This window comes from Citrobacter sp. H12-3-2, assembly GCF_009649895.1.
GTDB lineage: Bacteria > Pseudomonadota > Gammaproteobacteria > Enterobacterales > Enterobacteriaceae > Citrobacter > Citrobacter portucalensis.
In genome coordinates this window covers 1,158,811-1,172,739 of the sequence record NZ_CP045837.1, presented here as the reverse complement: position 1 = coordinate 1,172,739, position 13,929 = coordinate 1,158,811, and the positions used below count along the sequence as shown (strand labels likewise).

The window sequence follows — 13,929 nt, the reverse complement described above, 5'->3', positions numbered from 1 at the left end:
GATTAAGACAGGAAGCAATCATGCAACTTAACGATCCAACCTTATTTCGCCAGCAGGCACTGATCGACGGCAACTGGCGTGACGCCAACAGCGGCGAGACCATCGCGGTGACCAATCCCGCCAACGGTCAGCAATTGGGTAGCGTACCTAAAATGGGGGCAGATGAAACCCGCGAAGCGATTAACGCCGCTAACCGCGCCCTGCCGGCCTGGCGTGCGCTGACCGCCAAAGAGCGAGCCAATATCCTGCGCCGCTGGTTCAACCTGATGATTGAGCATCAGGACGATCTCTCCCGCCTGATGACCCTGGAACAGGGTAAACCGCTGGCGGAGGCCAAAGGCGAAATCACCTATGCCGCCTCATTTATTGAGTGGTTTGCCGAAGAGGGCAAACGCATCTATGGCGATACGCTCCCTGGCCATCAGGCCGATAAGCGTCTGATCGTCATTAAGCAGCCGATCGGCGTTACCGCCGCGATTACGCCGTGGAACTTCCCCTCAGCGATGATCACCCGTAAAGCCGGTCCGGCGCTGGCAGCAGGCTGTACGATGGTGCTTAAACCCGCCAGCCAGACCCCTTACTCCGCACTGGCGCTGGCGGAACTGGCTAATCGCGCCGGGATCCCGGCTGGCGTTTTCAGCGTGGTGACTGGTTCTGCGAGCGCGGTCGGCAACGAGCTAACAGGCAACCCGCTGGTACGCAAGCTGTCATTTACCGGCTCGACCGAAATCGGCCGTCAGTTAATGCAGCAGTGCGCCAAAGACATCAAAAAGGTATCGCTGGAGCTGGGCGGCAATGCGCCATTTATCGTCTTTGACGATGCCGATCTCGATAAAGCCGTGGAAGGTGCGCTGGCATCGAAGTTCCGTAACGCCGGGCAAACCTGCGTCTGCGCCAATCGCCTGTACGTGCAGGACGGCGTGTATGAGCGTTTTGCCGAAAAACTCCAGCAGGCGGTAAGCAAGCTGCATCTCGGCGATGGTCTGCAACCTGACGTCACCACCGGGCCGCTGATCGACGAGAAAGCGGTTGCCAAAGTGCAGGAACACATCGCCGACGCTCTGGATAAAGGCGCACGCATTATCGCGGGCGGTAAACCTCATGCGCTCGGCGGTAACTTCTTCCAGCCCACCATTCTGGTAGATGTGCCTGATAACGCGAAGGTCGCCAAAGAAGAAACCTTCGGCCCGCTGGCTCCGCTGTTTCGTTTTAAAGACGAAGCTGACGTCATCGCTCAGGCCAACGACACCGAGTTTGGTCTGGCCGCCTATTTCTACGCCCGTGATTTAAGCCGCGTCTTCCGCGTTGGCGAAGCGCTGGAGTACGGCATCGTCGGGATTAACACCGGCATTATCTCCAACGAAGTCGCCCCGTTTGGGGGGATAAAAGCCTCCGGTCTTGGCCGTGAAGGATCGAAATACGGCATCGAAGACTACTTAGAAATCAAATATATGTGCATCGGCCTTTAATAAAACAAATACTGGAGAACACCTGATGAGCACCAACAAAGAACTCATGCAACGTCGCAGCAACGCCGTTCCCCGTGGCGTAGGACAGATCCACCCTATTTTTGCCGAGCGGGCAGAAAACTGTCGGGTCTGGGACGTTGAAGGCCGTGAATTCCTCGACTTTGCTGGCGGTATTGCGGTGCTGAACACCGGTCACCTGCACCCGCAGATCGTCTCTGCGGTAGAAGCGCAGTTGAAAAAGCTGTCTCATACCTGTTTCCAGGTGCTGGCCTATGAGCCGTACCTGGAGCTGTGTGAAATCATGAACAAGAAAGTGCCGGGTGATTTCGCCAAGAAAACCCTGCTGGTGACCACCGGTTCTGAAGCGGTAGAAAACGCGGTGAAAATCGCCCGCGCCGCCACCAAGCGTACGGGGACTATCGCCTTTAGCGGCGCTTACCACGGTCGTACCCACTACACCCTGTCACTGACCGGGAAAGTCAATCCGTACTCCGCCGGAATGGGGCTGATGCCAGGCCACGTGTATCGCGCGCTTTATCCTTGCCCGCTGCACGGCATCAGTGAAGATGATGCTATCGCCAGCATTCACCGCATTTTCAAAAACGATGCCGCGCCAGAAGACGTCGCCGCCATCGTGATTGAACCGGTTCAGGGTGAAGGCGGCTTTTACGCGGCATCTCCTTCCTTTATGCAACGACTGCGCGCCATTTGTGACGAACACGGGATCATGCTGATTGCCGATGAAGTACAGAGCGGTGCGGGCCGTACCGGTACGCTGTTTGCCATGGAGCAGATGGGCGTTGCGCCCGATCTCACCACCTTCGCCAAATCCATCGCCGGAGGCTTCCCGCTGGCGGGCGTGACCGGACGCGCCGAAGTCATGGACGCAATCCCACCGGGCGGTCTTGGCGGTACCTATGCCGGTAACCCAATTGCCTGCGCCGCCGCGCTGGCGGTACTGAACATTTTCGAGCAGGAAAATCTGTTGCAAAAAGCCAACGAGCTGGGACAAACCCTGCGCGAAGGCCTGCTGGCTATCGCGGAAACCCATCGCGAGATTGGCGACGTACGCGGGCTGGGCGCGATGATTGCTATCGAACTGTTCGAAAACGGCGACCACACGAAACCAGACGCCAAACTGACTGCGGAAGTGGTGGCGCGTGCACGCGAGAAAGGACTGATCCTGCTTTCCTGCGGACCTTACTACAACGTGCTGCGCATTCTTGTCCCGCTGACTATTGAAGATGCGCAAATCCGCCAGGGGCTGGACATTATCGCCCAATGTTTTGCCGAGGCAAAGCAAGGTTAAACCCCCGAATAAAAACGGGAAATTGTAGGCCGGATAAAGCGCAAGCGCTGCCATCCGGCAATGTTGTGATGCCCGGTGGCGCTACGCTTACCGGGCCTACGGGTAAGGTGCAGGAAGCGACGTCAATAACAATAACGAGGTTTAAAGATGGGGCAAGTGTCACAATCACATGATTTAGGGGGCGGGCTGAAATCACGCCACGTCACCATGCTGTCTATTGCCGGGGTAATCGGCGCAAGTCTGTTCGTCGGTTCAAGTGTGGCGATTGCAGAAGCCGGTCCCGCAGTATTATTAGCCTATCTGTTCGCCGGATTGCTGGTGGTGATGATTATGCGCATGCTGGCCGAAATGGCCGTTGCCACCCCGGATACCGGTTCTTTTTCCACTTACGCCGATAAGGCCATTGGCCCGTGGGCAGGTTATACCATCGGCTGGCTGTACTGGTGGTTCTGGGTGTTAGTTATCCCTCTGGAAGCGAATATCGCCGCCATCATTCTGCACTCCTGGGTACCAGGTATTCCTATCTGGCTGTTTTCTCTGGTTATCACGCTGGCGTTAACCGGCAGTAATTTGCTGAGCGTCAAAAATTACGGTGAGTTCGAGTTCTGGCTGGCGCTGTGCAAAGTGGTTGCCATTCTGGCGTTTATTACCCTCGGTGCGGCGGCGATTAGCGGTTTCTACCCTTATGCCGAGGTTAGCGGAGTTTCACGCCTGTGGGATCAGGGCGGCTTTATGCCCAACGGTTTTGGCGCCGTGATCAGCGCGATGTTAATCACCATGTTCTCCTTTATGGGCGCAGAGATAGTTACCATCGCCGCCGCCGAATCCGATACCCCGGATAAACATATCGTTCGCGCCACCAACTCGGTTATCTGGCGTATCTCTATCTTCTATCTGTGCTCTATTTTTGTGGTGGTGGCGCTGATCCCGTGGAACATGCCGGGCCTGAAAGAAGTCGGTTCTTATCGCTCGGTGCTGGAGCTACTGCATATCCCGCACGCGAAATTGATCATGGACTGCGTCATTTTACTGTCAGTGACCAGCTGTCTTAACTCCGCACTGTATACGTCATCGCGTATGCTCTACTCCCTGAGCCGCCGTGGCGATGCCCCCGCCTTTATGGGTAAAACGAACCGCAGCAAAACACCTTATGTAGCGGTATTACTGTCGACAGGTGCTGCGTTCCTCACCGTCATCGTCAACTATTACGCCCCGGCCAAGGTGTTTAAATTCCTGATCGACAGCTCCGGTGCCATCGCGCTGCTGGTGTATCTGGTCATTGCCGTTTCTCAACTGCGGATGCGCAAAATCCTGCTGGCGCGAGGCGGTGAAATTAAACTGAAAATGTGGCTCTATCCGTGGCTTACCTGGCTGGTCATCGCGTTTATTATCTTTGTGCTGGTGGTCATGCTGTTTCGCCCGGCCCAACAGCTGGAAGTTATCTCTACCGGGTTGTTAGCCATAGGAATTATTTGCACCGTGCCCATTATGTCACGCTGGAAAAAACTGCTATCGTGGCAAAAAGCACCATTGCAAAATACGCATTAAACCTGTTCCCGGCGCAGGCCGGGAAATCCTTTCAGGAGTATGACCATGACCGCCATTCCCCAACCGACGGCCATTGATGGATACCGCTGGCTGAAGAACGACATCATCCGCGGTGTGTATCAGCCTGATGAAAAACTGCGTATGAGTCTGCTAACCTCACGCTATGAGCTAGGCGTGGGACCGCTGCGCGAAGCGCTTTCGCAGTTAGTTGCCGAGCGGTTAGTGACAGTGGTTAATCAGAAAGGGTATCGTGTCGCCCCGATGTCAGAGCAGGAGCTGCTCGATATTTTCGATGCCCGCGCCAATATGGAAGCCATGCTGGTCGCGCTGGCCATTGAACGCGGCGACGACGCCTGGGAAGCTGAAATTCTGGCGCGCGCGCATATGCTCAGTAAGCTTGAAGCCATTGATGCCAGCGAACAGATGCTCGACGAGTGGGATCAGCGCCATCAGGCATTTCACTCGGCGATTGTCGCTGGCTGTGGTTCACAATATCTGCTGCAAATGCGCGAACGGCTGTTCTCTTTGGCGGCGCGCTACCGGTTTATCTGGCTACGTAAAACGGTGCTGTCGGTTGAAATGCTGGAAGACAAACACGATCAGCACAAGACGCTGATTGAAGCGATTCTGGCACGTGATGCCGCGCGCGCCAGCGAATTAATGCGCCAGCACTTGCTGACGCCGATTCCGATTATTCAACAGGCTATGTCCGGTAAATTACTGACGCAATAAGCCTGAATAACATTACTGTTCCGGAATACGTAAAACCTGCCCAGGATAGATTTTATCCGGGCTTTTTAGCATTGGTTTATTCGCTTCAAATATCTGGTTATATAGGTTGGCATTACCGTAAACCTGTTTGGCAATAGCGCTCAGGGTATCCCCAGATTTCACGGTATAAAACTGGCTTTCGCTCGCGGGCGCAGAGGTTTTAACCTGATCATCTACGCTGGCGATACCAGAGATATTACCAATCGCGATCAGAATTTTTTCTTTTGCTTCCTGACTTAATCCATCACCAGAAACAGTGGCTTTGCCTTCGTTAATTTGCACGTCCACTTTATCCGCATCAGGGATGCCGGTTTTGTTCAGGTGTTCCTGCACTTTTTTTGCCAGATCGGCTGTGTCATGGTTTCCAGTGACCGCATCCCACAGTTTTTCACCTGCATCTTTTACAAAATTGAAGAGTCCCATATCCACCTCGGTAATTAACAATCAACACCCAAAAGTGTAGCAGAGGAGAAAGGGGCACAAAGAAAACGGCGCCAAAGCGCCGTAGTTGAAAGGAATTAATTACGCGTCTGTATCCAGAAGGCATGGATCAAACCAGGAATGTAGCCCAGCAGCGTCAGAACGATATTGAGGATAAATGCCCAGCCGAATCCCTTCCCCAGCAGCACGCCAAGCGGGGGCAGAATAATAGTAAAAACGATTCTCCAGAAACCCATGCACACTCCCTACAAGCAAAAATTAATCATTGTTTAAAAAGAGATTTTATCTCTAAGAGTAGCCATTCTACCCAACTCTGCCAGTATTCCGCGGCTGTTTTACCCTCCTTTACGCTCTTTACGCTGGCGTACGTTGGTTACTTATTTTAGAATACACTTAATTTAGATAATGCTTAAATACATATGACTGAACTTGAACAACTCCAGGCCAGCGCTGAACAGGCTGCCGCCCTGCTAAAAGCGATGAGTAACCCGAAACGGTTGCTGATTTTGTGCATGCTCTGTGGTTCACCCGGTACCAGCGCGGGTGAGTTAGCCCGTGTTACCGGCCTTAGTCCTTCCGCCACATCCCAGCATCTGGCGCGTATGCGTGAAGAAGGTCTGATAGAAAGCCAGCGCGATGCCCAGCGCATCCTCTACTCCATTAAAAATACGGCCGTGAATTCGCTGATCGCCACATTAAAAACACTGTATTGCCCATAAGGAGCCATCATGACTATTGGGACGATTTCCCCACGCGAGGCGCAGACACTGGTCGCGCAGGGTGCAAAACTGATTGATATCCGCGATGCTGACGAGTATCTGCACGAGCATATTCCTGAGGCACATCTGGCGCCATTACCCGCGCTTGAGCAGGGATCGCTGCCAGCGAATTTACGCGCCGAGCAGGTGATTTTTCACTGCCAGTCAGGCAAACGTACACAAAATGCGGCAACAAAACTGAGCGCCATCGCCGCACCCGCGCAGGTCTGGTTGCTGGAAGGTGGAATTGACGGCTGGAAAGCCGCAGGGTTGCCGGTGGCGAAAGACAGTTCACAACCGTTACCGCTGATGCGTCAGGTGCAGATAGCCGCAGGCAGCCTTGCCCTACTCGGCGTTATTCTGGGCTATAGCGTTAGCAGCGCCTTCTTCCTGCTGAGCGGTTTTGTGGGCGCCGGGCTGATACTCGCTGGCGTAACCGGCTTTTGCGGTATGGCGCGATTACTGGACATCATGCCCTGGAACCGACGTACTCATTAAGCGGTAATCATTGAAACAGCGCTGTACCCGCCGGTTGACGTGATCTATGGTGAGTTCTGCGATAAATGATAAATAAAGGAGCGCAACAATATGTTTAAACCTGGCGATCTGGTTCAACCGCGTATGGGCGGTCCAAAACTGAAGGTTGTTGAAGTCAATGACGATCAAATTGTGGCGGTACAAGCCAGTAATGAAAGCGGTGATAAATTCACGCTGAAAGCAGCTGATGTCACGCGATATACCGAAGAGGGTGATTTCGGCGTTTGCTGAAAATAAGCGGTGAGGATCTCCTCACCGCCTTCGCAATTAGATCAAAAAGTCATCAAGAGATTTACCGGCAGCCAGCGCCTGGGCAATTGGCTTCGGTGTGCGACCTTGTCCGGTCCATGTTTTCGTTTCACCATTGAGATCGATAAAACGATATTTCGCCGGGCGCGGTTGGCGTTTTTTAACTGAACGTGCCGTCGCAGGTGTTATGCTCAGCAGCTCCTCCGGGCTGATCCCGTCTGCCTGCATCTGCGCCAGCAAGGCATTAATTTTTGCCTGCTGTTCTGCACGTTGGCGCTGTAGCTGTTCTTCTTCATCGCGCCGTTCTTTGGTCACTACTCTGAATTTTTCAAGCATATCTTCCAGTACATCAACGGAAAATTCACGAGCCATTGCACGCAGCGAGCGGATATTATTTAAGTTTTTTAACATTGAACTCATATTAACAAAACCTCTTTAACGTAAAACATAAAAACGGTATTACGCTAAATATTGTATGCAACCAATTATTATATTTCCAGTCTAATTTATTCGTTTATCATTAAACAAATAGCCAACTCTGATATTTATAGCATCCATTCTGCTATCGCCCAGACAATATATTCTATTACCCTGATTGCAGCTTTGAATATACCTGCAAGGTATCTCAGCGCGTCACTTAAGAAACAAGCCACAGCATCTCGTGGAACCAACGAGTATACCTATTGCACATCAGTCAACATTCAGAAAAGGAGCGCAAAAAATTCAGAAAAACAAGCAACAATAACTCTTTGATCTAAAAAGACTTTAATTAACACAGCAACGAAAACACCAAAACGAACAAAAAACGAACCATTACAGAGCATTTTATCGACAAAAAGACAATAAATAAAAATTTTCAGCTAGTTGCTAGTTATTATCCAGGCAGATATCCTATTAAAACGCGAAAGCAGCAAGACAAATCACTAGCAGTTAAGGTATTCAAAACCTTTTTTCCCCTTTTTACAAGGAGCATTAACATGTTCTCTCCGCAGTCACGCTTGCGTCATGCAGTAGCAGACACGTTCGCGATGGTTGTTTATTGTTCTGTCGTGAACATGTTGATCGAAATATTCCTTTCTGGAATGAGCTTCGAACAGTCGCTGTATTCCAGATTAGTCGCTATCCCTGTCAACATACTGATCGCGTGGCCATACGGCATGTATCGTGATTTGTTCATGCGCGCGGCCCGTAAAGCCACGCAGGCAGGATGGGCAAAAAATCTGGCGGATGTGCTGGCTTATGTCACCTTCCAGTCGCCGGTGTATGTGATTATTCTGCTGACGGTTGGCGCAGACTGGCATCAGATTACGGCTGCAGTAAGTTCGAACATCGTGGTGTCAATGCTGATGGGCGCTGTCTATGGCTACTTTCTTGATTATTGCCGCCGCTTGTTTAAGGTCAGCAGCTATCATCAGGCTAAAGCCTGACACGCTTCTTCGCGACTGGCACTGCCAGTCGCGTTATTAGTTAGAATTAACGTCGCCAAACAGCCCGCTCAGATAACGTTCAAGCGCAATACGCGAGCTAAAGCCGTGCGGAATACCATAATGCTCATGAGTCTCTCCGGCTAAATACAGCGGGAATTGCTGGTAATGATCGCAAGTTTTAATATCAGTTGCCGGTTCCGCCAGCGAAGAGCTACGCTCTTTCAACGTGGGATGGATAATTAATGCGGTACGTCCCATGCGAGCTTCACGATTAACATACACATAATTTTCGCCACGCCGATAGCCGTACGTTTTCTGCGTCACTACATCAACGGTAAAGCCCACTTTTTCAAGTACGCGCGCCACCTCATCAGGTCGTAAATACATATTATTTTCCTCGTTATCTTTTACTGCGGGCTTACCTTACCTGATTCAGCATTAGCAACGCTTTCAGAAAAGTCCATAAACGAGTGAACACGATGAGACGAATATCTTAAGAACCGTACAGATTTATGTCAGCGCCAACCGCAGTTGGTAGGCCGCCTGTTGCGCCATTTCCGCCGAGCTGATATTGGTAAATGACAGCAATATTCCCCCCTTTCCTTCTGACGTTATTCGCCAGCGGCTTAGCGCCTGAACCGCTAACCCGGCCTGATTCGCTTTGCGCACCAGCGCAATATCATCTCCGTCTACACTCATCACCAGTTGAATCCCACCTTCCTGAGGAATGACGCTAAATCCTTGTTCGGTCAGGGCGTTTTCCATCCATTGTCGTCGTTCGGCATAATGCTGTCGCATACGTTTTAAGTGTCGCCAGAAGTGGCCGTCTCGCATAAAATCCGCCAGCGTTTGCTGCCATAGAACCGGGACGCTACAGGCCGTTAGCGCCGCTTGCTGGCGAAAGCGTTCAACCTGGGTTAAGGGCACCACCAGCCATGCCGTACGCAAAGCCGGAAACATCGATTTGCTGAACGTTCCGGCATAAATCACCCGCTGAGGCGCATCCAGACTTTTTAGCGGCGGCAACGGCTTACCGTGGTAACGAAATTCACTGTCATAGTCATCTTCGATTACCCATGCCTGCGCGCGAGTCGCCCACTCCAGCAACTGATGGCGACGGTCCAAAGACAGTGCTACCCCCAGAGGGCTTTGATGTGCGGGAGTGAGCAGTACAAAACGCGCCTGCGGGTAGTCGAGGATCCCGGCGCTGACATCCAGACCATCGGCATCCACCGCTACCGGCATCAATTCAATGCGTTCTTGAGCCACCACGGGCCGGATCAGCGGAAAACCGGGATCTTCGACCCACATTCCCTCACCGGGATGCGCCAGAGCGCGCAGGATTAACGTCATTGATGCCGCATAGCCTGAAGTGATAAAAATCTGCTCTGGCTGGCATTCAATGCTGCGTGAAACGCGCAGATAATCAACAATTGCCTGGCGTAACACCCGTTCACCACATACATCGCCCACCGCCAGATCAAAACGCGTTTGGGTGCGTAAACGCCGTCCCATCACCCGTGCCCAGACTTCACGCGGAAAAAGATCGAGTGCGGGTAATCCCATCTGAAAAGGTTGCGGTCTGGGATTTTCTCCGGCGAAGATGGCAGGCGATGCAGGCGCCCTTTCTGGTCGCAGTTGCTCACTGACAAACGTTCCTGCCTGTCCACGCCGCGCGAGCCAGCCCTGCGCCACCAGCTCGGCATAGGCATTTTCCACCGTCGAGCGTGATACTCCCAGCTCCTGGGCCCAGGTCCGGCTGGAGGGCAATCTGGTACCGGGCTTGAGTTCACCTTTCTCAATTGCGTTTTTTAACTGACGGGCGATTTGCTGATAACGTGGCATTTATGGTCTGCTTTTTTGGCAACAATATGGCTCTCTGTTGCAGTCCATTATAGTGCTACATTGCGGGTCATCCAAACGAGGAGAAATACCATGACAATGTTACGCCAGCCCTATTACGAACTCAGTCCCGAAATCTATAACGCTCTGGTTCAGGCAAGCCAAGCGCTGGAAAACTGCGCGCTGGAACCTACGTTGACGGAACTGATTTACCTGCGGGTCTCGCAAATCAACGGCTGCGCCTTTTGTCTGGAAATGCACAGTAAAGCACTGCGCAAATCCGGTGTTGCTCAGGCCAAACTGGACGCACTGGCAGGCTGGCGGGTGAGTCACCACTTCAACGAGCAGGAACGTGCGGCGCTGGCGTGGGCCGAATCGGTCACCCAGATTGCCACTACTCACGCCGAAGATGACGTTTATCTGCCACTGCTCGACCATTTCAGCGCGAAAGAAATTAGCGACCTGACATTTGCCATTAGCCTGATGAACTGCTTCAACCGCCTGGCGGTGGGGATGCGCATGTGATTTTGCGCTGCCGGATGGCGGCATAAATGCCTTATCCGGCCCAGGATGTATTTTCCTGTAGGCCGGATTAGACGCGACGCGTCGCCATCCGGCAACCTGCGATGGTACATACCACTTCCCCCGCCACGCTCATCACCCCGCTCATCATCAATCTAAAATTCCCATATCTTGTATGGTTGAATCTTTTTAAAACTACATCTAGTATCTCTCCTATCAGGACACACACAACCGGACGCCCTCTATCGCGCCGATCCTTTATTTTTAAATGGAAATACGAATCATGCGCATTATTATTTACACTCGCAATAACTGTGTTCAGTGCCACGCCACCAAACGGGCAATGGAAAGCCGTGGTTTTGACTTTGAGATGGTAAACGTCGATTCACAACCCGATTTGGCTGATAGCCTGCGCGATCAAGGGTTTCGCCAGCTACCGGTCGTGGTCGCGGGTGAAACCAGTTGGTCAGGGTTTCGCCCGGACATGATCAACCGTCTGCATCCGGAACACCGTGTGGCCAGCGCATGAGTCAGCTCGTCTACTTCTCCAGCAGCTCCGAAAATACGCACCGCTTTATGCAGCGTCTGGGGCTGCCAGCCATCCGCATTCCGCTTAACGAACGCGAGCGGATCCGGGTAGACGAACCTTACATATTAATCGTGCCGTCCTACGGCGGCGGCGGCACTGCTGGCGCGGTCCCAAGACAGGTGATCCGCTTTTTAAACGATACGCACAACCGGGCGTTAATCCGTGGAGTGATCGCCTCCGGCAATCGTAATTTCGGTGACGCCTACGGTCGCGCGGGTGATGTCATCTCACAAAAATGCGGCGTGCCGTGGCTCTATCGCTTTGAGCTGATGGGCACCCAAAGCGATATCGACAACGTTCGAAAAGGAGTGAGCGAATTTTGGCAACGACAACCGCAGAACGTGTAATGCAGCCAACGCTGGATTATCACGCCCTGAACGCCATGCTGAATCTGTACGATAAAGCCGGGCGCATTCAGTTCGACAAAGACCATCAGGCCGTGGAGGCCTTCTTTGCCGCCCACGTCCGCCCAAACTCGGTGGCGTTTGCCAGCCAGCAGGAGCGCCTGGAAACGTTGGTGGATGAAGGCTATTACGATGCCAGCGTGTTAGCCCGCTACGATCGCGCGTTCGTGCTGAAGCTATTCGATCACGCCCACGCCAGCGGATTCCGTTTCCAGACGTTCCTCGGCGCATGGAAGTTCTACACCAGCTTTACGCTGAAAACGTTCGACGGTAAGCGCTATCTCGAAGACTTTGAGGATCGGGTCACGATGGTGGCGCTCACGCTGGCGCAGGGCGATGAAACGCTCGCGATACAGCTGACCGATGAAATGCTCTCCGGGCGCTTTCAGCCCGCCACACCAACCTTTTTAAACTGCGGCAAACAGCAACGCGGTGAGCTGGTCTCCTGCTTCCTGTTGCGTATTGAAGACAACATGGAGTCTATTGGTCGGGCGGTCAACTCCGCACTTCAGCTCTCCAAACGCGGCGGCGGCGTGGCATTTTTACTCTCCAACCTGCGCGAGGCAGGAGCGCCCATAAAGCGCATTGAGAATCAGTCCTCCGGCGTAATCCCGGTCATGAAAATGCTGGAAGATGCGTTTTCTTATGCCAATCAACTCTGCGCGCGTCAGGGTGCGGGCGCAGTGTACCTGCACGCACACCATCCGGATATTTTACGTTTTCTCGATACCAAGCGCGAAAACGCCGACGAGAAAATCCGTATCAAAACGCTCTCGCTTGGCGTGGTGATCCCGGATGTTACCTTTCAACTGGCGAAAGAAAATGCCCGAATGGCGCTGTTCTCACCGTATGACGTGGAACGGATTTACGGCAAACCGTTCGGCGATATCGCCGTCAGTGAACGCTATGACGAACTGGTTGCCGACGAACGTGTGCGCAAAAAATTCATTAACGCCCGCGATTTCTTCCAGCGGCTGGCCGAGATCCAGTTTGAGTCTGGCTATCCTTACATCATGTTTGAAGATACGGTGAATCGCGCCAATCCGATTGCCGGTCGGATCAATATGAGCAACCTGTGCTCGGAGATTTTGCAGGTTAACAGTGCCTCCACCTACGATGAAAATCTCAATTACGCGCAGACCGGGCACGATATTTCCTGCAATCTCGGCTCGTTGAACATTGCCCATACCATGGATTCACCCGATTTTGGTCGTACCGTGGAAACGGCGGTTCGTGGCTTAACCGCCGTTTCGGACATGAGCCATATCCGCAGCGTGCCCTCGATTGAGGCCGGAAACAGCGCGTCGCACGCGATTGGTCTTGGGCAGATGAATCTGCACGGGTATCTGGCGCGGGAAGGGATCGCCTACGGTTCGCCGGAAGGGCTGGATTTTACCAATCTCTATTTCTATACCATCACCTGGCATGCGCTGAATACGTCAATGAAGATCGCCCGCGAGCGCGGTCAAACCTTTGCCGGATTCAAACAGTCGCGCTACGCCAGCGGCGAATATTTTAACCAGTATCTGCAGGGCGACTGGCAGCCAAAAACCGACAAGGTTCGCACGCTGTTTGCCGCCAGCGGCATTACGCTGCCGACGCGCGAGATGTGGTCACAGCTGCGTGAAGATGTGATGCGCTACGGCATTTATAACCAGAATTTACAGGCGGTTCCCCCCACCGGTTCTATCTCCTACATCAATCATGCCACGTCAAGTATTCACCCGATCGTGTCGAAAGTGGAGATTCGCAAAGAGGGCAAAACCGGGCGCGTTTACTACCCTGCCCCGTTTATGACCAATGAGAATTTGGCCTTGTATCAGGATGCCTACGAGATTGGTCCACAAAAAATCATTGATACCTACGCAGAAGCAACGCGCCATGTCGATCAGGGGCTTTCACTGACGCTCTTTTTCCCCGATACCGCCACCACGCGCGATATCAATAAAGCGCAGATTTACGCCTGGCGTAAGGGCATCAAATCCCTGTACTACATCCGACTACGCCAGCTGGCGCTGGAAGGCACCGAAATAGAAGGCTGCGTGTCATGCGCGCTTTAAGGA

17 protein-coding genes are annotated in these 13,929 nt (G+C 52.8%); 12 read left to right on the top strand and 5 right to left on the bottom strand.

The window, feature by feature from the left end:
• Window positions 1–20: 20 nt before the first annotated feature.
• The 4 genes from gabD to csiR all read left to right on the top strand — a co-directional run bounded on the left by gabD (window position 21) and on the right by csiR (window position 5,058).
• Window positions 21–1,469, top strand: a complete 1,449-nt coding sequence (gene gabD, locus GHC22_RS05615) for an NADP-dependent succinate-semialdehyde dehydrogenase (RefSeq protein WP_153752407.1) — start codon at window positions 21–23, stop codon at window positions 1,467–1,469.
• A gap of 25 nt (window positions 1,470–1,494) precedes the next feature.
• Window positions 1,495–2,778, top strand: a complete 1,284-nt coding sequence (gene gabT, locus GHC22_RS05610; RefSeq protein WP_008785600.1) for a 4-aminobutyrate--2-oxoglutarate transaminase — start codon at window positions 1,495–1,497, stop codon at window positions 2,776–2,778.
• Between the two features lie 147 nt (window positions 2,779–2,925).
• Window positions 2,926–4,326, top strand: a complete 1,401-nt coding sequence (gabP, locus tag GHC22_RS05605; protein WP_032944690.1) for a GABA permease — start codon at window positions 2,926–2,928, stop codon at window positions 4,324–4,326.
• Between the two features lie 45 nt (window positions 4,327–4,371).
• Window positions 4,372–5,058: a DNA-binding transcriptional regulator CsiR gene (gene csiR / locus GHC22_RS05600; protein ID WP_153752405.1), complete on the top strand. Its 687-nt coding sequence runs from the start codon at window positions 4,372–4,374 to the stop codon at window positions 5,056–5,058.
• Between the two features lie 12 nt (window positions 5,059–5,070).
• On the opposite strand, the gene lysM is transcribed toward csiR, so the two are convergent.
• Entirely contained in the window at window positions 5,071–5,520 is a 450-nt protein-coding gene (lysM, locus tag GHC22_RS05595) for a peptidoglycan-binding protein LysM (RefSeq protein WP_003037241.1), read from the bottom strand.
• Window positions 5,521–5,615: 95 nt separating this feature from the next.
• Complete coding sequence (locus GHC22_RS05590; protein ID WP_003037242.1) at window positions 5,616–5,774, bottom strand: YqaE/Pmp3 family membrane protein; 159 nt, start codon at window positions 5,772–5,774, stop codon at window positions 5,616–5,618.
• Window positions 5,775–5,957: 183 nt separating this feature from the next.
• Here GHC22_RS05590 and GHC22_RS05585 point away from each other — a divergent pair, with 183 nt between their 5' ends.
• From GHC22_RS05585 to GHC22_RS05575, 3 genes are all read left to right on the top strand, one after another.
• A complete protein-coding gene (locus GHC22_RS05585) occupies window positions 5,958–6,257 on the top strand; it encodes a helix-turn-helix transcriptional regulator (RefSeq protein WP_057067657.1) in 300 nt (99 codons plus the stop codon).
• Window positions 6,258–6,266: 9 nt separating this feature from the next.
• Window positions 6,267–6,794: a rhodanese family protein gene (locus GHC22_RS05580; protein ID WP_032944694.1), complete on the top strand. Its 528-nt coding sequence runs from the start codon at window positions 6,267–6,269 to the stop codon at window positions 6,792–6,794.
• 90 nt (window positions 6,795–6,884) lie between these two features.
• Window positions 6,885–7,064 (top strand): hypothetical protein, encoded by a 180-nt coding sequence (locus GHC22_RS05575; RefSeq protein ID WP_003825999.1) that lies wholly within the window; start codon window positions 6,885–6,887, stop codon window positions 7,062–7,064.
• Between the two features lie 36 nt (window positions 7,065–7,100).
• Here the strand turns inward: GHC22_RS05575 and stpA are convergent, their stop codons facing one another.
• Window positions 7,101–7,502 carry a DNA-binding protein StpA gene (gene stpA, locus GHC22_RS05570; RefSeq protein WP_008785604.1) on the bottom strand — a complete coding sequence of 134 codons (402 nt, stop codon included), beginning with the start codon at window positions 7,500–7,502 and terminating at the stop codon, window positions 7,101–7,103.
• 557 nt (window positions 7,503–8,059) lie between these two features.
• On the opposite strand from stpA, the gene alaE reads away from it, so the two are divergent.
• Complete coding sequence (alaE, locus tag GHC22_RS05565) at window positions 8,060–8,509, top strand: L-alanine exporter AlaE (protein ID WP_003037259.1); 450 nt, start codon at window positions 8,060–8,062, stop codon at window positions 8,507–8,509.
• Window positions 8,510–8,545: 36 nt separating this feature from the next.
• Here alaE and GHC22_RS05560 read toward each other — a convergent pair whose 3' ends face one another.
• Together GHC22_RS05560 and GHC22_RS05555 are read right to left on the bottom strand one after the other, a co-directional pair.
• Window positions 8,546–8,896 carry a DUF2002 family protein gene (locus GHC22_RS05560; RefSeq protein WP_003037262.1) on the bottom strand — a complete coding sequence of 117 codons (351 nt, stop codon included), beginning with the start codon at window positions 8,894–8,896 and terminating at the stop codon, window positions 8,546–8,548.
• Between the two features lie 123 nt (window positions 8,897–9,019).
• A complete protein-coding gene (locus GHC22_RS05555; RefSeq protein ID WP_008785606.1) occupies window positions 9,020–10,354 on the bottom strand; it encodes a PLP-dependent aminotransferase family protein in 1,335 nt (444 codons plus the stop codon).
• A 90-nt stretch (window positions 10,355–10,444) separates the two neighbouring features.
• Here GHC22_RS05555 and GHC22_RS05550 point away from each other — a divergent pair, with 90 nt between their 5' ends.
• The 4 genes from GHC22_RS05550 to nrdE all read left to right on the top strand — a co-directional run bounded on the left by GHC22_RS05550 (window position 10,445) and on the right by nrdE (window position 13,926).
• Window positions 10,445–10,876 (top strand): carboxymuconolactone decarboxylase family protein, encoded by a 432-nt coding sequence (locus tag GHC22_RS05550; protein ID WP_153752404.1) that lies wholly within the window; start codon window positions 10,445–10,447, stop codon window positions 10,874–10,876.
• A 280-nt stretch (window positions 10,877–11,156) separates the two neighbouring features.
• Window positions 11,157–11,402: a glutaredoxin-like protein NrdH gene (gene nrdH, locus GHC22_RS05545; RefSeq protein ID WP_008785607.1), complete on the top strand. Its 246-nt coding sequence runs from the start codon at window positions 11,157–11,159 to the stop codon at window positions 11,400–11,402.
• Window positions 11,399–11,809: a class Ib ribonucleoside-diphosphate reductase assembly flavoprotein NrdI gene (gene nrdI / locus GHC22_RS05540; RefSeq protein WP_003825987.1), complete on the top strand. Its 411-nt coding sequence runs from the start codon at window positions 11,399–11,401 to the stop codon at window positions 11,807–11,809. The genes nrdH and nrdI overlap by 4 nt, the downstream gene beginning before the upstream one ends.
• Window positions 11,782–13,926 (top strand): class 1b ribonucleoside-diphosphate reductase subunit alpha, encoded by a 2,145-nt coding sequence (nrdE, locus tag GHC22_RS05535; RefSeq protein ID WP_153752402.1) that lies wholly within the window; start codon window positions 11,782–11,784, stop codon window positions 13,924–13,926. Before nrdI ends, nrdE begins: the two co-directional genes overlap by 28 nt.
• The last annotated feature ends 3 nt before the right edge of the window (window positions 13,927–13,929 follow it).